16 protein-coding genes and 1 CRISPR repeat array are annotated in these 22,213 nt (G+C 46.2%); of the genes, 6 read left to right on the forward strand and 10 right to left on the reverse strand.

Annotated features, from left to right (window positions below):
- Nucleotides 1-135: 135 nt before the first annotated feature.
- Nucleotides 136-1,230 (forward strand): beta-glucosidase, encoded by a 1,095-nt coding sequence (locus JGK07_RS14490; protein WP_293290920.1) that lies wholly within the window; start codon nt 136-138, stop codon nt 1,228-1,230.
- A 202-nt stretch (nt 1,231-1,432) separates the two neighbouring features.
- Here JGK07_RS14490 and JGK07_RS14495 read toward each other — a convergent pair whose 3' ends face one another.
- Nucleotides 1,433-1,729, reverse strand: a complete 297-nt coding sequence (locus tag JGK07_RS14495; RefSeq protein ID WP_293224911.1) for a hypothetical protein — start codon at nt 1,727-1,729, stop codon at nt 1,433-1,435.
- An 881-nt stretch (nt 1,730-2,610) separates the two neighbouring features.
- Between JGK07_RS14495 and galT the strand changes: the two genes are divergently transcribed.
- Together galT and JGK07_RS14505 are read left to right on the forward strand one after the other, a co-directional pair.
- On the forward strand, nt 2,611-3,696 hold the full coding sequence (gene galT, locus JGK07_RS14500; RefSeq protein ID WP_293224909.1) for a galactose-1-phosphate uridylyltransferase: 1,086 nt from the start codon (nt 2,611-2,613) through the stop codon (nt 3,694-3,696).
- Between the two features lie 84 nt (nt 3,697-3,780).
- The gene (locus JGK07_RS14505; protein ID WP_293182269.1) at nt 3,781-4,881 is read left to right on the forward strand and encodes a M24 family metallopeptidase; all 1,101 of its coding nucleotides are present in this window, start codon (nt 3,781-3,783) and stop codon (nt 4,879-4,881) included.
- A gap of 156 nt (nt 4,882-5,037) precedes the next feature.
- Here the strand turns inward: JGK07_RS14505 and JGK07_RS14510 are convergent, their stop codons facing one another.
- Nucleotides 5,038-5,484 carry a clan AA aspartic protease gene (locus JGK07_RS14510; RefSeq protein ID WP_293182271.1) on the reverse strand — a complete coding sequence of 149 codons (447 nt, stop codon included), beginning with the start codon at nt 5,482-5,484 and terminating at the stop codon, nt 5,038-5,040.
- 244 nt (nt 5,485-5,728) lie between these two features.
- Nucleotides 5,729-6,760 carry a pyruvate dehydrogenase (acetyl-transferring) E1 component subunit alpha gene (gene pdhA, locus JGK07_RS14515; RefSeq protein WP_293182273.1) on the reverse strand — a complete coding sequence of 344 codons (1,032 nt, stop codon included), beginning with the start codon at nt 6,758-6,760 and terminating at the stop codon, nt 5,729-5,731.
- 400 nt (nt 6,761-7,160) lie between these two features.
- Between pdhA and JGK07_RS14520 the strand changes: the two genes are divergently transcribed.
- From JGK07_RS14520 to JGK07_RS14530, 3 genes are all read left to right on the forward strand, one after another.
- Complete coding sequence (locus tag JGK07_RS14520) at nt 7,161-9,482, forward strand: IMS domain-containing protein (RefSeq protein WP_293182275.1); 2,322 nt, start codon at nt 7,161-7,163, stop codon at nt 9,480-9,482.
- Nucleotides 9,449-9,625 (forward strand): hypothetical protein, encoded by a 177-nt coding sequence (locus JGK07_RS14525; protein ID WP_293182277.1) that lies wholly within the window; start codon nt 9,449-9,451, stop codon nt 9,623-9,625. The genes JGK07_RS14520 and JGK07_RS14525 overlap by 34 nt, the downstream gene beginning before the upstream one ends.
- Nucleotides 9,626-9,954: 329 nt before the next feature.
- Nucleotides 9,955-11,106, forward strand: coding sequence for a glycosyltransferase family 4 protein (locus tag JGK07_RS14530; protein WP_293182279.1), 1,152 nt, complete (start codon nt 9,955-9,957; stop codon nt 11,104-11,106).
- 8 nt (nt 11,107-11,114) lie between these two features.
- A CRISPR array of direct repeats spans nt 11,115-13,527; the repeat unit is 37 nt; unit sequence GTTTCAATCCCTGATAGGGTTTTAGGTATTTTCCGGC.
- 252 nt (nt 13,528-13,779) lie between these two features.
- Here the strand turns inward: JGK07_RS14530 and cas2 are convergent.
- The 7 genes from cas2 to cas10d all read right to left on the reverse strand — a co-directional run bounded on the left by cas2 (nt 13,780) and on the right by cas10d (nt 22,204).
- Entirely contained in the window at nt 13,780-14,055 is a 276-nt protein-coding gene (gene cas2, locus JGK07_RS14535) for a CRISPR-associated endonuclease Cas2 (protein WP_293197652.1), read from the reverse strand.
- Between the two features lie 2 nt (nt 14,056-14,057).
- On the reverse strand, nt 14,058-15,059 hold the full coding sequence (cas1d, locus tag JGK07_RS14540) for a type I-D CRISPR-associated endonuclease Cas1d (protein WP_293197654.1): 1,002 nt from the start codon (nt 15,057-15,059) through the stop codon (nt 14,058-14,060).
- 22 nt (nt 15,060-15,081) lie between these two features.
- Nucleotides 15,082-15,675 (reverse strand): CRISPR-associated protein Cas4, encoded by a 594-nt coding sequence (gene cas4, locus JGK07_RS14545; RefSeq protein ID WP_293217430.1) that lies wholly within the window; start codon nt 15,673-15,675, stop codon nt 15,082-15,084.
- Between the two features lie 368 nt (nt 15,676-16,043).
- Entirely contained in the window at nt 16,044-16,877 is an 834-nt protein-coding gene (gene cas6 / locus JGK07_RS14550) for a CRISPR-associated endoribonuclease Cas6 (protein ID WP_293224907.1), read from the reverse strand.
- Nucleotides 16,878-16,965: 88 nt separating this feature from the next.
- Entirely contained in the window at nt 16,966-17,703 is a 738-nt protein-coding gene (cas5d, locus tag JGK07_RS14555; RefSeq protein ID WP_293224905.1) for a type I-D CRISPR-associated protein Cas5/Csc1, read from the reverse strand.
- Between the two features lie 5 nt (nt 17,704-17,708).
- Complete coding sequence (cas7d, locus tag JGK07_RS14560) at nt 17,709-18,764, reverse strand: type I-D CRISPR-associated protein Cas7/Csc2 (RefSeq protein ID WP_293182291.1); 1,056 nt, start codon at nt 18,762-18,764, stop codon at nt 17,709-17,711.
- Between the two features lie 53 nt (nt 18,765-18,817).
- Nucleotides 18,818-22,204, reverse strand: coding sequence for a type I-D CRISPR-associated protein Cas10d/Csc3 (gene cas10d / locus JGK07_RS14565; RefSeq protein WP_293224903.1), 3,387 nt, complete (start codon nt 22,202-22,204; stop codon nt 18,818-18,820).
- Between the last annotated feature and the right edge of the window lie 9 nt (nt 22,205-22,213).

Consider the following 22,213-nt stretch of genomic DNA (forward strand, 5'->3'; position numbering starts at 1 on the left):
AGGACTGAAGTCCTCACTACAAACCTGTTTGTAGTAAGGACTTTAGTCCTTTCTTAAAGATCGGAAAGGACTGAAGTCCTCACTACAAACCTGAATGTCCCATTACCCATTCGATTGATGTTTCAAAGTTTTTTTATGGGCGGATTTGAATGTTCGACCCACAAATTGCGATCGGGAAAACGCCTCGATGTCACAGCCGCCACCGGCCACGATAAATTTGCAGTCGCCGACTATCAACGCTTGCAAGAACAGGGCATTTACACAGTCCGCGAAGGCCTCCGCTGGCACTTAATCGAACAGTCGCCCGGAAAATACGATTTTTCCAGCGCCCTACCAATCATCCGCGCCGCCCGCGACACCAAAATGCAGGTAATTTGGGATTTATTTCACTACGGCTGGCCCGACGATATTGATATTTTCAGTCCCGAATTCGTGTCCCGGTTTGCTAAGATGGTGCGCGCTTTTATGCAAGTGCTGACTGAGGAAACCGACCAAACACCTTTTGTGACACCTGTCAATGAAATTTCATTTATTGCCTGGGCCGGTGGCGATGTCGCCTACATCAATCCCTTTGCTAAAGGACGCGGAGACGAACTCAAAATTCAGTTGATCAAAGCGGCGATCGCCGCGATCGAATCAGTTTGGGAAGTCAATCCCCGCAGCCGCATCGTTCAAATCGACCCGGTAATTAATATTATTGCCGATCCTGACAGACCGCAGGATCGAGACGTAGCGGAAGGTTATCGCTTATCTCAATATCAAGCTTGGGATATGTTGGCGGGACGCTTTCGCCCGGAACTCGGCGGCCAAGAAAAATATCTAGATATTATTGGGGTGAATTATTACGATCGCAATCAGTGGATTCACAACGAAAATCCGATGAAATACACTGACAAGCTGTACCGCCCGTTTCGCGAAATGCTGCAAGAAGTGTTCGATCGCTACGGCCGCCCCTTGTTCATAGCAGAAACGGGTACTGAAGACGATTTTAGACCTGTCTGGTTGAATTATGTGTGTACGGAGGTAGCGGCGGCGATTAAAGCCGGAGTTCCGGTGGATGGAGTTTGTTTGTATCCGATTGTCAACCATCCGGGTTGGGATGACGAGCGCCACTGCTACAATGGTTTGTGGGATTATTGCGATGAAAAGGGCGATCGAGAAATTTATCAACCTTTGGCGGATGAATTGCAGTTTCAACGGCAGCAGATTGAACCGTTGCTGAAGCGTTGAGACTCGGCGGTTGAAACCGCGTCTATACAAACGAAGGTCCGCCTGCGCGGACTAAGAGTTAGAGGGGTATTTAAGCCGGATTTGGGATTAGATATAAATGGGCGATCGCTCTTCTATTTCCTGGGAGGAGTGAGGGGCGATCGCTTCTGAGTTAGGACTTACGCACAGACACTATCTGTAGGGCGATGCACAATCTTTAATTTTATCCTCTTTGGTAAAGTGAACTAAACTTAGATTGAGAAAACTCTCCATTTTCCACAAAGTATTGAAGAACTGGACGAAGTTCTTGAAGTTCTGATTTAGTCAAAGAACCGCGAGCCCCCATTTCAATAGCACCTAAAATTCTTTTTATTGTTAAAGTTTGACTTTGAATGTCATTATTTGGTACGGTCTTTTTCATTTGTTCACTTTGAAGTTCATGGCGGGTAGCCTTTAGTTTAGCTATCATATCTTCACGACTCAAGCCTTCCAGTTGTTTGAGTATAGATGTAATTGTCATATTCTAAAATTTCCTGTTCTTTAGCAAATGAAATCAATTGAGTTTTTTAGAATTATAGGGCATTTTAAAACTCCCATTCATGCTCTGGATCGTCAAGGGCGGTTCTGATAGATGTCAAATTAGCAAGGTCTTTAAACGGACTAGACTTAGCTATTTCGGTAATTGAAGTCATGGCTAAAGCTAAATGTTAAACATTTAGTCCGGCAGTCCGGCAGGAGGTTAAGCCCCTGCCTCAAAGCTAAAGTCCTCCTTCCTCAGAAACTCAATCTAACTGTGGAGGTTTAGTAACTAGCTCAAACCCAATTGTCTGTATTGTCTGTGGAGGCTGTTCCTTGTGCGATGGCGCAATCACACTTGGTGTCAAAGGAATGATAACCACTGCGATCGGGATCCACACTTTTTCTACAAACCATTGGATATCTGATTTTGACAGATTCTGAAGAAGGCTAGGTATATTTTTGGGATTGTATTTTTTCATTATATTTTTTAATAAACTACTTTGAAATTTCAATATTTAAGTTAATATTTAAGAATATTGTGAACGACTTGCCATAAAATTTTGCAGTTTTCAGGCTTGCTAGCCATCGGGATAATCTCCGGTGTCTGCGGCATCAGCAGTTTGCCCTCTGTCTATTCAGAGCGTTTTATTCAATTGTCTCTTACTACTGTAGCACATGAACAGCCGGCTGTCAACTGTAGCACATGAAAAACCCCGTGTCAACTAGAAGCTGGGGTTTCGACCTCTGATGACGATCGGCCTAACTTGGCACTCCTAACTAAACTTTTTAACATAATTTCCGACTTTAGGTAGGGGCGAATTCTCACAGCACGAAGCTATACTCCTAACATCTACGAAAAGCGATCGCCCGCCCCAACAAAAAATGTACGTCCAAACATTGCGAAAACCCGACGGCCGCCCACTCACACTGTACAGCCGCTACCCAATCCCAGAAGGTATCGCGGCCGTAAGTCCCAGCAATGAACCTGTACAGGCAAACCCGCACTTTCGCTGGCATCCTTTGCGCGGGGAATGGGTAGCCTACGCCAGCCACCGTCAGGGAAGAACTTTCATGCCGCCGCCGGAATACAACCCCCTGGCTGCTACAATTAACCCTAAATTTCCCACAGAATTGCCGCCGGGAAAATACGATGTAGCAGTGTTTGACAACCGCTTTCCTTCGATGACTTTGCAGGCAAAAAACGCACCTGCAAATATTGTCGAAACTCTGCCAGCTAAGGGCATTTGCGAAGTCGTTGTTTTCACTCAAGATCCGCAGGCTTCTCTCGGTTCTTTAGAGTTATCTCACTTAGAATTGTTGTTAGAAGTATGGGCCGATCGCACTTCAGTTATCGGCAGCAATCCAGAAATTCAATACGTCTTGCCTTTTGAAAATCGCGGCGTCGAAGTTGGAGTGACTTTGCACCATCCCCACGGTCAAATTTACGCTTATCCCTTCGTGCCACCGGTGCCGGCCCGGATGTTAGAATGTCAGTCGGTTTACTATCAAAAAAACAGTTCCGGTTTGCTCCAAGATTTGATTCAAAAAGAGATTGCTGACAAACAGCGAATTCTTTATTTAGATGAAGAGGCGATCGCCTTTGTGCCCGCTTGCGCCCGCTACCCTTACGAAGTTTGGATTGCGCCCATAACTCCCGCTGCCACATTTATCGATTTGACGGAAAAACAGCGTCAATCCCTCGCTAAAGCCTTAAAAACAGTCACCCTTAAATACGACGGTTTGTGGCAGCGCCAATTCCCTTATTTGATGGCTTGGTTTCAAGGGCCGACAGACGGGAATCCGCATCCAGAGGCGCATTTGCACGCTGAATTTTATCCGCCCTATCGATCGAGCGATCGGCTAAAATATCTAGCAGGAACCGAACTCGCCGCCGGAATGTTTGCCAACGACGCATTACCCGAAGAAAAAGCCAAAGAATTGCAAGCCGTATCTGTCAATCTATTTTAGATTTTGGATTTTGGATTTTAGATTGAAAGATTGAAAGATTGAAAGATTGAAAGATTGAAGAATTAACTCCACATCAATTGCTTTATGATAAACTCATTAAACGCAGAAGTCGATCGCAAACTCGAATTCATCCGCAAAACCTTAACAGAAACAAAAGCGAGATCCCTGCGCTTGCGCGGCACCGACTGGTTTGCTTGGGCCACCGCTGGCGGTTCCAATACAGTATTGCTGACAGCAGAAACCGGAGTTGCAGAAATATTAATTACCGCCGAAAACGCTTTTGTGCTGACAGATGAAATCGAAGCTCAACGCTTGCAAGATGAAGAATTGCCCGACAACTTTCAAAAGCACATCTATCCTTGGGCGGATGTTGCAGAGCGCGAAGCTTTTGTCAAACAAATTACTGCGGGCGGTAACGTGATGTGCGATCGACCAATTCATCATAACGAAACTGCGATCGCCGCATCTTTACAGTCTCGCAAACAGACAATGATGTCAAGCGAATTAGAGCGGTATCGCCGAGTCGGACGTTTAGCCAGCGAAGCGATGACAGAGGTACTTTCGGCGGCAAAACCGACATGGACAGAATATCAGCTAGCGGGAGCAGGTGCAGAGGCATTGTGGGCGAGAGGCTTGCATCCAGCCCTGACATTAGTGGCTGGAGAAAGGCGTTTGCCGCTATACCGCCACGCCACCGCCACCGCCGAACAAATTGGGAAGCAAGCCATGTTAGTATTCTGCGCTAGGGGAAACGGTTTGTATGCAAATTTAACTCGATTTGTCTGTTTTGGTTCTCTAGAAAAACAGCATTCAGAATTGCACCGACAAGTTAGAGAAATTGAAGCCGCTGGCTTAGATTCGTGCCGCCCGGGAGTATCTATGAATGCGGTTTATGATACGCTGAAACAAGCTTACGAACAGCACGGATATCCTCAAGCAATTCGGGAACACCATCAAGGCGGAACTACTGGATATTTGGCGCGGGAAATTGTGGCTAATCCGGCTACTTCAGATATTTTGAGTGAAAATATAGCTGTAGCTTGGAATCCGAGTTTGTCGGGAGCAAAAATTGAGGATACGTTTGTAATTTCCAGCAGTGGAAAGTTGGAAAATTTGACATTCGATCCGAATTGGCCGAGTGTAGAAGTAGCGGGCAGGTTGCGCCCTGTGCCACTGGAAATCTAGTCGAAGGAAAGCGGATTTTGACACGGATACACAGATTGATCGTAGAGTTATATCAAATCCGGTGACATAGGAATTAATAATTACCCACAATCAGGACACGGCAGTGCCGTTTCCCTACAATTAATCGCGGTAGGGACACGGCACTGCCGTGTCCTCTTATACTCTCAATACAGGTCTTTCGGGATTTTCAGGATTGGGAACTAGACGCTGATTCTTGCAATCTACCAGCAAATCTAATGTTTCTAACACAGTTTGACCGATTAGCACGCTATCCCCTAAAACCATTGCTGCCTCAATCGTCTCGCGTCCTTCCAGTTCAATCAGAATAGGCCCGGTCAATCCCACAGTTTCTTGTCTGCCATCAGCATATTTGGCTATTTCTTGACTCCGAATTCTTAAGCCGAGGTGTTCGCAGACTTCTAGGGGAATTGCTGTGCGTACTGCACCACTATCTATCAGTGCTTCTGCTTCATACACGCGCAACAGATTTGGATTGAGCAATCCTCTCTTGACTAACTCTTCATCAATGGCATTCGTTAGCTTAACTTTGACTCGAACTGCGCCCATATTTTTGCTGATTTGATTTCGATCGCAATTTATCATAAAAATCGCCTCTCTTTCGTCTACAAAGTCTACCTTTGATTCTAGCTTGAAATTTGTGCAGCCACAGGTTTTAAGGGTACATCTCAATTTTGTAAGGGCGAAGCATTTCGGCAGACAATTTATTAGTAATAACCAGAGATTTACTGCCGAAATGCTTCGCCCCTACGAGTATATTTGCAAAAATGGGATGCTCCAGGTCTTAACCTGTAGGCTGCAACAACATTCGGCTAAATATGTCTAAAGACTATTCATCTTCAGCATAGATATACCGATACAATTCGCTCGGATCGGGTTCGGGGCTTTTCTCAGCAAAATCTACCGCATCATCGATGACTGCTTCAATCTTTTTCTCGATCGCCTTTAATTCCTCAGCAGTGGCCAAAGTGCGATCGATCAAATCAGCAGCCAACTTCTTAATCGGATCGCGCGGGAACCAATATTCCTTCTCTTCCTTAGAGCGCAATTCGTCAGGATCTGCCAAAGAATGTCCGCGAAAACGATAAGTCAAAGCCTCGATCACAGTCGGCCCTTCGCCGGCCCGCGCCCGCGCTACAGCTTCCTTCGCGACTTCCCGCACCGCCAAAACATCCATCCCGTCAACCTCAACTCCAGCCATGCCAAAAGCATGAGCTTTCTTGAAAATCATCGGGTCAGAAGTAGCTCGCTCGTGGGCCATGCCGATCGCCCATTTGTTGTTTTCCACAACATAAAGAATCGGCAATTTCCACAAAGCCGCCATGTTCAAACACTCGAAAAACTGCCCGTTATTTGCCGCACCATCGCCAAAAAAACAAGCAGTCACGCCATCGGAACTTTCATCTCCCAAAGCTTCGCGCCGGTACTTCGATTGAAAAGCCGCCCCCGTAGCTACAGGAATCCCCTCAGCCACAAAAGCATAGCCTCCCAACAGCCGGTGTTCTGCCGAAAACATATGCATCGAACCGCCGCGGCCCTTCGAGCAACCGGTTTCCTTTCCGAACAACTCCGCCATTACTTCCCGCGCCGGTACGCCCGCACTCAAAGCGTGAACGTGATCGCGGTAGGTGCTGCTGACGTAATCCGTACTATCGCGGCGCATCGATCGAATCACCCCAGTAGACACGGCTTCTTGGCCGTTGTACAAGTGGACAAAACCAAACATTTTGCCCCGGTAGTACATCTCAGCACACTTGTCCTCAAAAAAGCGCCCCAAAACCATATCCTCGTAGAGCATCAAGCCCTCATCCCGAGAAATAGTTACGCTTTGTGCGTCAAAAACTGGTAGAGTCCGTTCCATAAAAAATTAATACCCGATCGGCTGCCTAAACATCTAAATGTAAACCGACAGAGGACACAACCGCAGCATAAAATGGGCGAACATTTTCCCAGCAGCAGTTACAAGCATTGTTAAAATGAGCTTAGTATGGGAAATTTGCCAAAATAGGGAGAGCCAACTGCCACATCGACCCGCTGCGGTTGTGTCTAAAACTTAAGATCGGTCTTGTTCAAAGTGGGGCAGGATGCGAACCTCACTCTAAAACGCCGTAGAGGGAAACAGTCGGAGTACCTTGAAGGAAGTTCTCGATATCCTTAACAGGACTCAGAAGCTCACATCAAAATCATATTTTTGAGATTTGATGTGAGAGCATCACCTAAGATAGGCTAATTCAGTTGCTAGCGCTTTGGGGAAGTGGACAGTGCTCATTCCACTAGATTACTACCGTATTTTGGGTCTACCGATTCAAGCTACTGCCGAACAGTTGCAGCAGGCTCACCGCGATCGAACTTTACAGCTTCCACGCCGGGAGTATTCCGAAGTTGCGATCGTCGCCCGCAAACAACTGATCGATGAAGCCTGCGCCGTTCTGTCAGACTCAGACGGGCGCAAAGCTTATGATGTCAGTTTTTTAGCCAAAACTTACGATCGAGAGTCGGAAGCAGCCATGGCGGCCAAGCAGAGGTCGAAAACCTCTACTGGGCCGGCCACAGTCCTGCAAGATGCAGGAGAAACCGTTGCGGCAGAGTCTAAGGCTTTAGACGCTGCTCCTGACCCCCACACTCCAAGTATTGAAATCGATGACAACCAATTCGTAGGAGCCCTGCTCGTACTGCAAGAACTGGGGGAATACGAACTCGTACAGAAGCTGGGGCGCCCGTATCTCAACAATGGCAGCATCGCGATCGACGAAGGCCGCTTCGGCGACCCGCAGCTCGTGCGGCCCGATATCGTTTTAACCGTAGCCCTGGCCTGCCTAGAACTCGGCCGCGAACAGTGGCAGCAAGGTCAATACCAAAATGCGGCAAAATCACTAGACGCAGGTCAAGAACTGCTGCTGCGCGAAAGCTTATTTCCAAGCGTGAGGGGTGAAATGCAAACCGATATATACAAACTCCGTCCGTACAACATTTTAGAATTACTATCGCTCCCCGAAGAAAAAGTCTCCGAGCGCCGCCAGGGACTGCAAATCCTGCGAGAAATGCTGGAGGAACGGGGCGGCATCGATGGCTCGGGGGACGATCGATCGGGTTTAGGAATAGAAGACTTCCTCCGCTTCGTCCAGCAACTCCGCAAACACCTAACCAGTAGCGAGCAGCAGACCCTATTTGAAGCTGAAGCCGGCCGCCCCTCCGCAGTGGCCACTTACCTCTCGGTCTACACTCTGTTAGCCCAAGGATTTGCCGCCAGACAGCCTTCGATGATCCGCCGCGCCAAGCTGATGCTGATGCAGCTCGGCCGCCGCCAAGACGTTCACCTCGAAAAAGCTGTGTGTTCGCTGCTGCTGGGCCAGACAGAAGAAGCCAGCAGATCTCTCGAACTCAGTTCGGAAAAAGAACCCCTCGCGTTCATTCGCGAACATTCCCAAGATTCTCCCGATTTGTTGCCAGGACTCTGCTTGTACGCCGAACACTGGCTGCAAGAAGAAGTGTTTCCTCACTTCCGCGACTTGGCAAACCAGTCAGTCTCTTTGAAAGATTATTTTGCCGATCCGAAAGTCCAAGCTTACCTAGAAGCTTTGCCCTCGGATGCCGAAACCGCCAACGAATGGGTCGTCGTGCAACCGAGATCGGGCAAACCTCAGGGGAAACTGCAACCACCCGGCGATCGCCCGCCTGCACCTCCACAGCCTCCCGCAGCCAAACAGGCAGCCAGTAGTCTCACCTTGACCCCCGTACCGACTGACAGATCCAGCGCAGCTTCAGCGCCGAAATATCAGGCAACGGCGGCAGGAATTGGGGCTGCGGCGGCCGTCTCTCTCCCGACAGCTACGGCGGGACGGCCTGCGGCCTCGACCTCCAAACCGCGCAGGAACCCGAGTTCGAGCCGGCGCAGCGGAGCGATCGGCCAGGGGTTAACAGGTTCTTTTGCCGATCGGGCGCGCACCCTAGCAGCCCAAATTGGGGCCCAAGTCAAGTCCCTGCCACCAAACAAGCTGGCTCTGCTTGTCGTCGCAGCCGTCCTGAGCCTGTTAATTCTGTGGTTAATACTCAGTCTGTTTTTGAGTGCCTTGCAAGCCCTCTCAGGCCCATCTCTCCAAGGAGAACAAGCCCGCGTCAGCCTCGATGCACCGCCCATAGAAATCCCCGCACTAGCCCCTGCCCCAGAGCCTGGCGCCCCCGCCCCCGCCCCAGTGTCGGGAGCAATGACGGAAGAAGGAGCCAAACAAATAGTTCAAGACTGGCTGTCGGCGAAAGCAGCGGCTTTGGGCCCCAATCACGCTGTCGAAGAATTACAGAAAGTTCTCACAGAACCGGCTTTGTCTCGCTGGCAATTGATGGCAGATGCCCAACAGAAAAACAACGCCCACCAGCGTTACGTGCACAAGCTAGAAGTTAAAGGAGTTAAGACAAATCCGACTAATCCCGATCGCGCCGAAGTAGAAGCCCAAGTCAGCGAAAAAGCCGAAACCTTCGATCGCGAACAGTTAGTTACTTCCCGCAACGAAAACCTCCGCATTCGCTACGACTTGATCCGCCAAGAGGGACAATGGCGGATTATGGATTGGCAAGTGATGAAGTAGGGAATTGGGCATTGGGAATTGGACATTGGGCATTGGGTGTCCCAAGTAACGGAGGAGACGGCAATGCCGTTTCCCTACTCCAAAATGATCGATTATCCTCGGGCGAGGAGGAGACGGCAATGCCGTTTCCCTACCACGATTAATTGTAGGGAAACGGCAGTGCCGTTTCCTGATTTTGGGTAATATTAAATCCGTTTGCATCGGAATGATCTAAATGGAGGAGACGGAGGAGACGGCAGTGCCGTGTCCCTACGATCAATTGTAGGGACACGGCACTGCCGTCTCCTCTATATTATTCCGGTGCAGCCGGAATTGATATGATATTACATCCCGTACATTGCTCGTTAGCCGAACTTTCTTCTGCTAGAATTTTAAATTCTTAGATCGGAGTTTTGAATTGCAAATTATTGTTGAATGCTGGCGTTTTATTTGTCATTCCTATTGCGTATTCAATCAATTTCAACTATTAGAAATGCTCGTAGGCGTAAGCCGGGGCGTAAGCCATCGCCCTCCAGGACAAATTGAGCTTTTTCACCGGGATATGCCCTACGTAGACGCAGCTTGGGAGACGAAAGTTAGTTTGTTCGATCGCCCGAATGACAGATTACTCCGCAGCATTCCGAACCCTCGGGAAAATCAGTCAGCCGACGTGACGCTGCGAATGCACTGCCCCTGGGACTTTGCAGCATCCAGCAGCACCGAAACTTGGGTATTTGCAGCCACAGAATGGGGGATTATTACCAGTACAGTGTTGCAGGCGATCGGCGTAAGGTCGATCGCCCAAACCCCGGTTAATTCAGAAGTAAAAATTATTACACCTTCGGCGTGGTCAAAAGCGGGCTTAATTCGTAGCGGAGTTGAGGGCGATCGAATTGCCGTTGTACCTTTGGGAGTCGATCCTCAAATTTATTATCCTGTTTCGGGCGATCGGCGTCAATTGCTGCGCGAAAGCTTCGGTTGGTCAAACTATTTTATATTTTTAAACATCGGAGGACAAACCGATCGCAAAGGGATTCGTCCTTTATTAAAAGCCTTCGCGGCGGTAGTTGACAAATATCCAGATGCGAGATTAGTTTTGAAAGGTTCAGAATTGCTTTATCCGTCTAGAGACGAGATTGCTGAAGCCTGCCGAGTTGTGCTCAACGATGCTGAAAGAGCGAGGGTTTTACCGAGATTAATTTATACTGGGAGCCAGCTATCTTTTGCTCAAATAGCGGAGATTTACCAAGCAGCAGATGTTTATGTTTCTGCTTATTTGGCGGAAGGTTTTAATCTGCCGGTGTTGGAAGCTGTGGCTTGCGGTTTACCCGTAATTTGTACCGAGGGTGGCCCGACTGATGATTTTACTCGATCGGACTTTGCGCTGCGAATCGAGAGTAAATTTACGGCTGTGGTAATTGAGGGAGAAACCTTATTTATGTTAGCTCCTGAGTGGGAACATTTGACTGATTTGATGCAGCGGGCGATCGAGCAGCCTGAAATTGGGGCGAGAGCTCGGGTTGCGGGCCCGGGTTTTGTGGCTGATAATTTTAGTTGGGGGCGATCGGTCGATCGGCTGCTTGAGGTTATGGGAGGGGATAAAAGGAGAGTGGAGAAGTCTATTTTTGAGCCAATAATTTTGTAATTTGGGCGTTTCAAGCCCTAGATGGGGAAATAGGTATTTTCCGGCTCAGGGCCGATACTTTTTACTACCCGCCCTAAACATCGTTTCAATCCCTGATAGGGTTTTAGGTATTTTCCGGCTCGCTGCATGGCATACATTGATTCCATCAGCGAGTTTCAATCCCTGATAGGGTTTTAGGTATTTTCCGGCTGTGAGAATTTCTGCGTTACCTTGCACAATCTATGGGAAGAGTTTCAATCCCTGATAGGGTTTTAGGTATTTTCCGGCATTCGATTGATTTTGCGCGGCTCCTCGACCTTCCGTTTCAATCCCTGATAGGGTTTTAGGTATTTTCCGGCTCATTGAGCCTGAGAATATGCCCCTCATCCACAAAGGCCAGTTTCAATCCCTGATAGGGTTTTAGGTATTTTCCGGCTGCGATCTCGGAACATTTAAGTCTTCCGCCACAACGTATGTTTCAATCCCTGATAGGGTTTTAGGTATTTTCCGGCTCGATTTGTTGTCTATAATTATCTTAAAATTAGAAAAACTGGAGTTTCAATCCCTGATAGGGTTTTAGGTATTTTCCGGCGGTGCTGACATTTCGATCGCAAGCGGGTGCTGATCCGTTTCAATCCCTGATAGGGTTTTAGGTATTTTCCGGCGTTAAATAGCCAGTAGGTAAAGCTTTCAACCATTTTGCAAAGTTTCAATCCCTGATAGGGTTTTAGGTATTTTCCGGCTGGATTTTCTTACCTTTTGTATTTGATTCAAATCGAAAAGTTTCAATCCCTGATAGGGTTTTAGGTATTTTCCGGCAATCGCACTGATATTATTAAAGTGGCAGAAATGTTTCAATCCCTGATAGGGTTTTAGGTATTTTCCGGCGCTTGATAACAATGGTCGCTACCGTGACTTCCTCGTTGTTTCAATCCCTGATAGGGTTTTAGGTATTTTCCGGCGATAAGAAGGAGTGGCAGCAGCAAGCCCGACGCTCAAGCCGCGTTTCAATCCCTGATAGGGTTTTAGGTATTTTCCGGCGCTCGGTCGCTTGATGTCAATGGCTTTCCATGTTGTTTCAATCCCTGATAGGGTTTTAGGTATTTTCCGGCAGATGTAGCGATCGAAATGTCGAAGCATCTTGGAATGTTTCAATCCCTGATAGGGTTTTAGGTATTTTCCGGCGAAACTGTACTGGCCCTCCACCGGCACCACACCCAAGTTTCAATCCCTGATAGGGTTTTAGGTATTTTCCGGCTCAATATATTGGCTGTGCCTCTACTTCATGGATAGTTTCAATCCCTGATAGGGTTTTAGGTATTTTCCGGCGCTGTCAATTTTTCGCAAGGACAACCAAACATTAGTGTTTCAATCCCTGATAGGGTTTTAGGTATTTTCCGGCTCTTATGGAATGAACTTTGTCTACGGCGGCGCTGGCGGGTTTCAATCCCTGATAGGGTTTTAGGTATTTTCCGGCGGAGGGCCGCTACTTAAAGCACATTGCCGTACTGGGAAAGTTTCAATCCCTGATAGGGTTTTAGGTATTTTCCGGCTTGCGGGGGACATATCTTGGTCAGAAAGTTTTGAGTCAGGTTTCAATCCCTGATAGGGTTTTAGGTATTTTCCGGCGCTCTGGCTTTCATCTCTGCAATCTCCGCTTCAGTTTCAATCCCTGATAGGGTTTTAGGTATTTTCCGGCGCATCTAACGTAAGTCCCCCAATTACCTCTTCCCGCAGTTTCAATCCCTGATAGGGTTTTAGGTATTTTCCGGCCAAAGTGGCGATCGGACTGGCAACTCTGGGAAGTGTTTCAATCCCTGATAGGGTTTTAGGTATTTTCCGGCAAGAGGTAATACAGAAGTTGACGGTATTTTTCAAATCGTTTCAATCCCTGATAGGGTTTTAGGTATTTTCCGGCGCCCATTACAGCAGTGCCCCCGCTCCTGTCGTATCCCCGTTTCAATCCCTGATAGGGTTTTAGGTATTTTCCGGCTCCTCTGGACTGATGGTTTCAGGTTCCGGCTCAGAGGCGGTTTCAATCCCTGATAGGGTTTTAGGTATTTTCCGGCTCGGCACTCGACTGGCAAGCACCTGCGGGCGGGCAAACCACGTTTCAATCCCTGATAGGGTTTTAGGTATTTTCCGGCGCAGTTTCTGCATTGGATCGCTAATAATAGCTCGAAGGTTTCAATCCCTGATAGGGTTTTAGGTATTTTCCGGCGCATAACGGGGTGGACTCGAAAATACTTTGTGGAACGTTTCAATCCCTGATAGGGTTTTAGGTATTTTCCGGCGATAAATTGTCTAGCTTTTCGTAGAGATTGGTTAGCATCGGTTTCAATCCCTGATAGGGTTTTAGGTATTTTCCGGCTGTAAACTTGTAAATTATTATCGTCAACATCGTCGTTTCAATCCCTGATAGGGTTTTAGGTATTTTCCGGCCGCCCGCTCCAGAAGCCTTGGTGTATTTGGTTTTCAAGGTGCAGTTCCGTGAATCTAAAACAAAAGTACCATTTCAGCCCTAGGCTTGTCAATCCCCAATTTTTCATACTCACTCCAAAAACGTTATCCTGTAAAGCTTTCAGATTTTCCGTGAATCGTTTTTTGAGACTAGGGGCATCAAACTCTTGCTGCACATCAGTTTCAGCCGAAAAATTTGATACCCCTATTTTAACACCTACCCGTTCACGGAAACTAGGCAAAAAATATTGTTCGATCGGCAGGAACGACCCCACCAATACGTTCAATCTTACCTTGACAGCAGGCGCACAGCGGAAAAAACAAAATACTGTCTTCGTTTGGTTTGATGACTTTGTTCAGGCGCGATCGCAATTTAGCATACTGAGTCTCAGTCAGATCGGCACACTCGAATACACTGTACTGCATCCACTGCCCATAAGACTTCAGCATTTTGTGAATCTTTGTCCGGCGCTTGTCTTCCGAAATATCGTAAGAAATCAGAATGTGCATATCTAGTACAAAACTAAAGGTGGATATTTGTCAATCTCGCCCATCAAATATTTCGCCAACAGCCGCCCCTGAATCTCAAAAGCCTCTCGATAAGTGCACTTGCGTTTCAAAACCGGATGCTTAAACTCAGACTGCTTTTTCTTTTCATACAACCTCAAAAACTCTTTCCGTCCCGTTTCCGACAGTCGCATCACATTACTCAGCGGTTCCACAGTAAAATCATTCGGCGTCAGAATCCGGCGGTTAATCGCGTTGAGAATTACACTGTCAGCCACCAACGGGCGGAACTCTTCCATCAAATCAAACGCTAAACCCACGCGGCCGTAGCGCTGCGTATGAAGGTATCCTAAATAAGGGTCAAATCCCACAATATTAATCGCGCTTTGGACATCGTGACGTAGCAACGTGTAAGCAAAATTCATCAAAGAATTCACCGGATCGGTAGCAGGGCGGTGTCGGGGTTTAAACACAAAGCCTTCCGCCCGAATTAATTGGTTGAAAACTCCAAAATACGCCGCACTCCCAGCACCTTCATGGCCGCGCAAAGAATTAATGTTGTCAGTTTTGTCAAGTTTGGCGATCGCATTTGAAATCTGAGTAATTGCCGAACTTAAATTTAGTTCCGAATGTTCCCGCTGAGTTTGAGATAAACTGGTGCGATAGTTCTTCAATTTTCCCCGAATAAAACCCTGGACAACATGAATAGCTTGCGGAGTTTCCCCCGCCGCTTTCCACTGAGCATTCCGAACGAAAATGTTTTTACTTAATTCCGGTTCCAGCTTACCCAAATAGTGACCAGTATCGGTGATAAAAGTCAGAGGAATTTTCCGCTGAAGCAATTCTGCAACCGCAGCCGGGGAAATAGTCGCCCGTCCCACAATCACCACTCCATCTAAATGAATCAAAGGCACATCCTGTAATATTTGATTCTTTGCCTTGACATTCAGCCGTTCATCTGTTTTGCCGATAAACACATCATCTTGATTGATATAAAGTGTTCCCATGATAGACTCCCAAAAATGAGGTTTAATTAGCTTCTTGATAGCGCAGGACTTTTTCAGCAGCTTGCGGCAAACATTGCTGATAAAGGCTGCAACCCTGACAGCGTTTGCTATAGTGCGCTGGAGGAATTTTGCCAGTTTGCAGTAAAATTTGGATAGCGTTGATAGTGGCGATCGTCTCCCGTCTCAACCCCTCAGAAATCTCGACTAACTGCCGCTGATGCGACAGCGCGTAATACACATATCCAGTCGCAATACTTTTCCCCGTCATCTCCTCCAAACAAAGGGCTTGAGCGCAAACTTGCAACTCATCATTATCCCATTCGCCCTTGCGCCCCCGCTTGTACTCAACGGGATACAACTCACCATCCGTTGATTCAATCAAATCCGATTTTCCAATCAGCATATACTTTTCAGACTTCAGCCAAATCGCCCGCACCTGCCAAGTCTCATCGCGGTTGATTTGACTGAGAGTGTGAACGCGATCGTGCAAACTCGTCCCTTCGATGGTATACTGGTTATCCGTGAATTCTCCCGCGCAAGACATCCGCCAGCAGCGGTGGGGACAGTAAGAGTATTGGTTCAAAAGTGCGATCGAAATGTAATCAAAATCGTTCATAATTTTGATAGTTTGTAGGAGATTAGTAATTGAAATTAGCAACAGGCAAGATGCCTGTTCCACAAGAGTTTAGTGTTATTGTGGGGTGGGCATCTTGCCCGCCCTCAAAATTGGGAATTAGCAACAGGCAAGATGCCTGTTCCACAAGAGTTTAGTGTTATTGTGGGGTGGGCATCTTGCCCGCCCTGGACATCCATAATTAGCAACAGGCAAGATGCCTGTTCCACAAGAGTTTAGTATTATTGTGGGGTGGGCATCCATAATTAGCAACAGGCAAGATGCCTGTTCCACAAGAGTTTAGTATTATTGTGGGGTGGGCATCTTGCCCGCCCTGGACATCCGGCATCTTGCCCGCCCTCAAAATCGGTTCAACTCTTATTAACAACAATCCGTCGAGTCATCCCCATCCCCATCGGAGTTTTCCTCCCAACCCCGCAGTAAAGAGCAAAATCCGCCAAAGCATTAATTTGCTTAATCACCAAAGGCTCCACATCACCCAAAATCCGATAACTAACCTCCCCAACCATGCCCACAAAATTGCTTTCATAGTTAGTCAATCTTTCAGTTTTGATATTGACAAAAGTTGAAAAAAGTGCATCCAATGGCAAATTAGGAATCTCAATCCCGCTGTACTTATTCCAGCGACTCAGTAGACTATTAAAAACGCAATCTCTAGTAGGAATCACCGAATCGAACTTCCCCTGTCGAAAGGTAGTAGGCGTCGCAAAACTGAAGGCAATTAAGCGATTAGTTTCCGAAGCTTGTTCGTAAAGTTGAGAGTAAGTACAAGCATTCGCCCAAGGTTGATCTACTTGAGGTGTTCCGAGAATCTTCGTAATCATCAAATCCGCCGGGCCAAGATGCCACGGACGGGATGGATTGAGATTCAGCCAAAGGTGAGTTAATTTGCCAAATAAAGTGTCATCCAGCAGACTAATTCGCCACCAACAGAGAGAGTGTTCTGGAATTGGTTCTGTGTGTTCCCATTGGAGGGAATGGTGTTTTTTGAAAGGGCATTTTTTAGTTTGCAAAGGGCTGAGGGTGAAGGATTTGTCGGCTGTGGCATCGTGAAGGCGATCGCCGAGTTGTTTGTCAACGGAGCTCACGAGGGTGAGAAACAGGGCGTGCAGGTGTCTTCCCGTGAGGTATCCGGGGGGAATTGGGGCGATGGGGAGTATGTTGAGGATGAGACTGTGCGGCATATTTGGATAGTAAAATTAATGTGTGATAGGTTCGTAGTGAGGACTTCAGTCCTCAGCAGGACTAAAGTCCTTACTACGAACCTAAGAGTTAGTTAGCCCGAAAGCGGTATTCCATACAAGCTGGAATTTGGATATTTTCAAGCTTGTAATATTTCTCGCCTATTTTGATTTCTTCAAGCTTGTAATATTGCCCACGAATTTTGATATTTTGAATCAAACTTACTGGGGGCATATTCACCACATCGTAGCTCATCACTTGATGCGAAAACATCACATCTAAGGGATTAAGCAAATAGGGAAAAATGAAGTCACCATTTTTGCGCTCGAATTTTGTAATTTCATCAGTCTTTAATTCAGCTTTACTCATCCATTTTCCCAAACGAATCCATTTAGCTAGTTTCAGAGGCTTCTCTGAAATGATGAAAAACTCAAATTTGCTTTCCGGCGCAATCTCTTTGGTTCTGCCAAAACTGGGAATATTTTTCTGGGTTTTCTCCATCTCAACGTGATAGTTGTTGTTGGCGTATTTCCAAGTGTTGAGAGTAGAGGAGTGAAAGATCGATCGCGCCGGAGTAACATAAATTCCCTGCTGGTTGAGCGCCGTTAAATGCGGCTCGTATTTAGGAACTTGTTCGGGACAGAAATATCGATAGGAATCTTCTTCAGAAACGGTGGTGGCATAGACTTCGCTATCCACCAAACCGAGGGCGTAACAAAGCGCGTAATTGTGAATTACAGGCTCTGTTTCGTAAAGTCTCCCTATCTCGCGAGTTGCAAAATAAAGGCTATCATGCAACTCGATTTGACAGCGGTAAATTAAAGTCATGGTTTTTACTCCGCTGCTGTTGTAGCTCCTGCTTTACCCTTGATATGCTTCTTCGCGTAAGCTTTAGCCTCATCATCAGCTTTCTTTAAAATTGCTTTAAGCGTTGTCTCATTACTCGTCAAAGCCTTAACTTCTTTAAGAATAGGATCAAATTTTTCACCGATAAAAGCAGTTTTTACAATGGGTTCGTCATCCAAAAGAGATTGAATTGCTGTCTCAGCGTTATCCATCACATCATCTTCATCTAACGGGTCAAGAGATTGCAGCACTTCATCAGGAAACAGGTCATAAATTGCCTGAGTCCAACGGAGGTTACTGGTGATTTCGCCATCAGCAAAAACAACACCAATTAATTCATTACGCATCGTGCCTGTACGAGTGGTTTGTGCACCGTAACGACTGGTACGCAGGATGTTATTCAAAACATATAGAAAGCCTGCCTCAGTTGCATCTTTGAGAGTGATAATGCTAGGAAAGAAAACCTGTGGTCGAATATGATCTTGTTGATTAATTCGGGCTGTAGTTGTACCAATTTCTCCATCTAACTTACCCTTATCTTTGCCTTTTGGTAATTCTTTCATCTCTCCCTTCGCTGCCATTGTGCCATTTTCATAAGGAGCATTCAGCGTAAATGTTTCATGAGAATCATCAAAGGGTGTGATTGAGTATGCAGTATCAACCACCACCTTAGATTTTTCCGATCCAGAATCACCAATAGCAAAGCCATAGATAATGCAGTCGGGGTTATCCATTGCGAATCGGACGTTATACTCGCATTCTTGTGCGGTCATAAATCCATAATTACGAAGCAATTCCCGACCAACTAAGCGTTCAGGTGTAGATTGTTTGCGTTTGAACATCGTCAGACGGCTGATCGGAGCGCTATTTTCGCGTTTTCTTCCTGCTCTCACTCTCGCCTTATTAAGTTCTTGGTCTGTTTGAAATAAGGGATAGGATTCAGTGACACGAATAGTCAAAAAATGGATATATTTTCCCATTGGCTTGTAGGGAATTTCATTTTGGAAGCATTTGGTTTGGTCAAGATTCTTTAGAAAAGTCATTGTTTGTCTCCAGTTAGGTTTTGTAAATTAAGTTTGGTCAATTGAAAAGCTAGTTAGTCATCATTGTCAGAATCAGAATCTTCAAGATCATTCTCACTCGCTTGCTCTTTCCTTGCGCGATATTTCTTATCGCCTTCAAGGCGATAAAGGAACTCGCAAGTATCTCGAATGAGGTTGAGTTGACGACCAGCTAAACGAGCGCGATCGCCTGCAAAAGACTTTTCAAATACTTCAACAACAAAGTAATTGGCAAAGTCCATAATTGCCTCGCGTTCCTCATCCCGTTTAGCAATCACCCAACGTCCCTCAGCGGTAGAGTTATGCACTCGCTCCATCAGTTTAAAGATTTTAGCAGCTACAGTTTGGACTAGATTAAATCCTTCCTCCTTATATGCTTTGAGAATTACATCTGCTGCTTCATCAATTGGCTTGAGAATTGCATTTGATTTGGTCGGTTTTCCGGGAGTCGATTTAGCCCGGTAGAACTTGCGATAAAGTTCTGTAAGTTTTTTGGGATGATTCAAGGGTGATTCTGCTTCCACAATTAAGTCCTCCGATTCAGGTTTATAGGTAACGTAGGGGTCAAAACAAGGGTAAAATGAGTGAGCATAAAGTTTGATTTTACTCAAACTCGGTGCATCTAATTTTTGCTTACGAACCCAATTCTTTAAGTAAGCAAAAACATAAAGCAGGCTAGTTTCAAAATCCTTGGCGAGTTCGCTCAGTTTACCCCAGTTGGCATCATAGCCAGATTTTCCCTGCTTAGCATTCACATCTAAATGAATTGCATAAGCAGCAGTTAAAGCATTTAAAGGTGCAGGGTATTTTTTACCGTTTTCCTCCCATCCTTCTAAGATATAGTCGAGACGGAAGCGATCGCGCTTCGTCAACACCCTAAAAGCTTGGGGTACACTGTCAAGAAATACGCTTTCTTCAAATTCTGCACCGTCATTAAATGGTGGAATTGGCGACTCGGAAACTACGGTTTTGACATCCAGAATCATGGGAAATGCAAAAGCTAACCAAGTTGGCATTACCCAGGATTCGGTATCAGTTGCATCTCGGCCGGGCGGAAGCGCCATGAAGTAAAATGTTAGGGGTTGGTCTTCGGGATAGGAAAGTTTGAAGGTGCGGTCTTTTCCTGGTTCGATGTTTTCATCTATGAGGAAAGCATCAATGCTTTGGTAGCGATCGCGTCCAAAATCGGCTTGCAAATCCTTGCTGATAAAATGATTGCGAATGCTGGTATCAAAGCGGGTTTGGGCAATGCTAGTGTAGGCTTTTTGCAGAAACTTATTTGTCTCTGGGGTGAAGTAATATGTGGGATAAAAATAGAGATAGCGATATTTGCCATCTTCAAATTTTTTGCCCACAGCTTGAGTTTGATTCATTAAAATTTGCCTCAGCATCATTTCCAAACCTGCAATACTAGAAATATTGCGTTTGGCGTTAGAACCTCCCAACATTTGTTTGTTAGTGTAAACTTGAGGGGTGAACAAAACGGCTGATTCCATTTGTTCTGTTACCGTGTAAGCTGAATGGGAAATCGAACAGATTAACTGTCTTCCTCTACCCTGTTTTTTAGCGAGTTGATAGCGTTCCAACTCATCTAAAAATACGTTACTGGATGCTGTGTCCAATGGTGTATTTCCGGGTAACATGACAACCCGCGTTACCCACAAACGCAAATCGTCCCAACCGTCGGGCAATTTGTACTGTGAAAGAATGGGTTTAATCATTTGGGAAATGTGGGCGATCGCCTGTTCGTAAACTTCCCGCACATCCTCAATTCCTGGGTGATGTTCTAGGTACTTTGCTGCTAAATAGTACCATTCGTAAGGAACGCCGCCTGTATTGCCTTTTAGTTTAAGTTCTTTCAGGCGTTCATTAATCCGTTGAATTTCTCTCAGGGCTGGCAGATATTCAGATAGGTTCCAAAACTTAGCAATTTCATCGACAATATCTAGATGAGTTAGGGCGGGTAGTTTTTTGTCTTTCTTGCGTGCCGCTTCGATGGTATTAACCTGTTCTCCCCAAATCTTGCGACTCACTAAGTCCCCAAGTTCAGCAATCTGATCGATCCGAATATCGTCGTCAAACTTGAAGTTATAATCAGCAGACAAAACATCCTGACGCTGAAATTTTATCAGATTATCGCTGCGACTTTTGGCAACAGAGTTTTTTCCTATTTTGAGAATGCGTAAAGTAGCATCAACAGCAACTAGCATCAACTCTGACGCATCAAAAAATAGGTTATAGTAATCGGCATATTTCATGCCTTTACCATCTCTGCCAAAACCAGTTTGTCGCCGTTGCAATTGTCCGGCGCAGAGTTGTTTGATCTTGCTAACTACCCGTTCGGGCAAGTCTGCAATTGAAATAGCAGGAGCATCCGATCGCGCTAGATAAATTACACCTGTTGGTAGGTACAGCAATGGTTCGTAGTAGGTGCAATCGTCGGTATTTAGTGCCGTATGCACTTCCATTAAAGCGTTATTGACGACGTTGGTAAGTACGCCTCTGTTTTCAGCGATACTGTGATAAGTGAATTTTAATTGCCCGTCGCTGAGGCTGTGGATTAACTCGTTGAGCCTGGTATTTTCTGCATCTTGGGGATGTTTGATAATAGATGCTAGGGAATCTGCTAAACAAGTCAAGTCTGAGAGACTACGGAGTGTGCGATCGCGCAACACTGGATTTAACCCAAATTCGGAAAAGTTCCAGTTAGTATCCCAACGCCGCTGAGCGTTGTAAGCAAGGCAGAGCAAATCGTCAATGTATTCTCGATAAGCATCTGGATCGTCGGGATTGATGAAGCGATCTAGTCCTAACTGTCGAACTTTTTCATCAATAATTTGACGGTGCTTTTCTAGCGGTAACTTGCGACAATCGTTGGGGACATCGGGGAATTTTTCAAAGTCGTGGAGAATAAATCCAGCAATTACTAACCGCCGTTCTTTTTCTCCTACAGATCGCCGCACGGTGGTATCGAGTTTTTCTAACCGCTGTTCAATTAAATTAGCAGGAAATAATCCATTTAGCAGGTGAGTATTTAGGGACTGATCGCCTGCGTTATCGCGCCTGACGTTCTCTTTTCCTTGTTTGCGATCGAGTTCGTCAAAAAATTTGCCGCCTTTGGCTGTGACGCCGATCGCAACTCGCAGCAGATTTGGCAAGACATATTCTGCGAAATCTCCCATGACGCGATCGCCTGGATTTTGACTCTGAATGGCTTCTCGCAAGAGTTTGAGGGTTAGTAAGTCGCGAGTTTGAGGTTCGATCGTGCGATCGGACGTTTCAAAGTTTGCCCCTAATTCTTCATCTTGCAGCCAGTCATCATCTGCATCATCCGATCGCTCTGAGTTCAAATTGACTGGGATATCAAAATTTAATGAGAGTTGTTGGTACTCTTGATCTGGTTTTTGACGTTTTTTAGCCATTTTATGCCT

The organism is Microcoleus sp. PH2017_24_DOB_U_A (assembly GCF_020738205.1).
In the GTDB taxonomy this organism is placed as follows: domain Bacteria; phylum Cyanobacteriota; class Cyanobacteriia; order Cyanobacteriales; family Microcoleaceae; genus Microcoleus.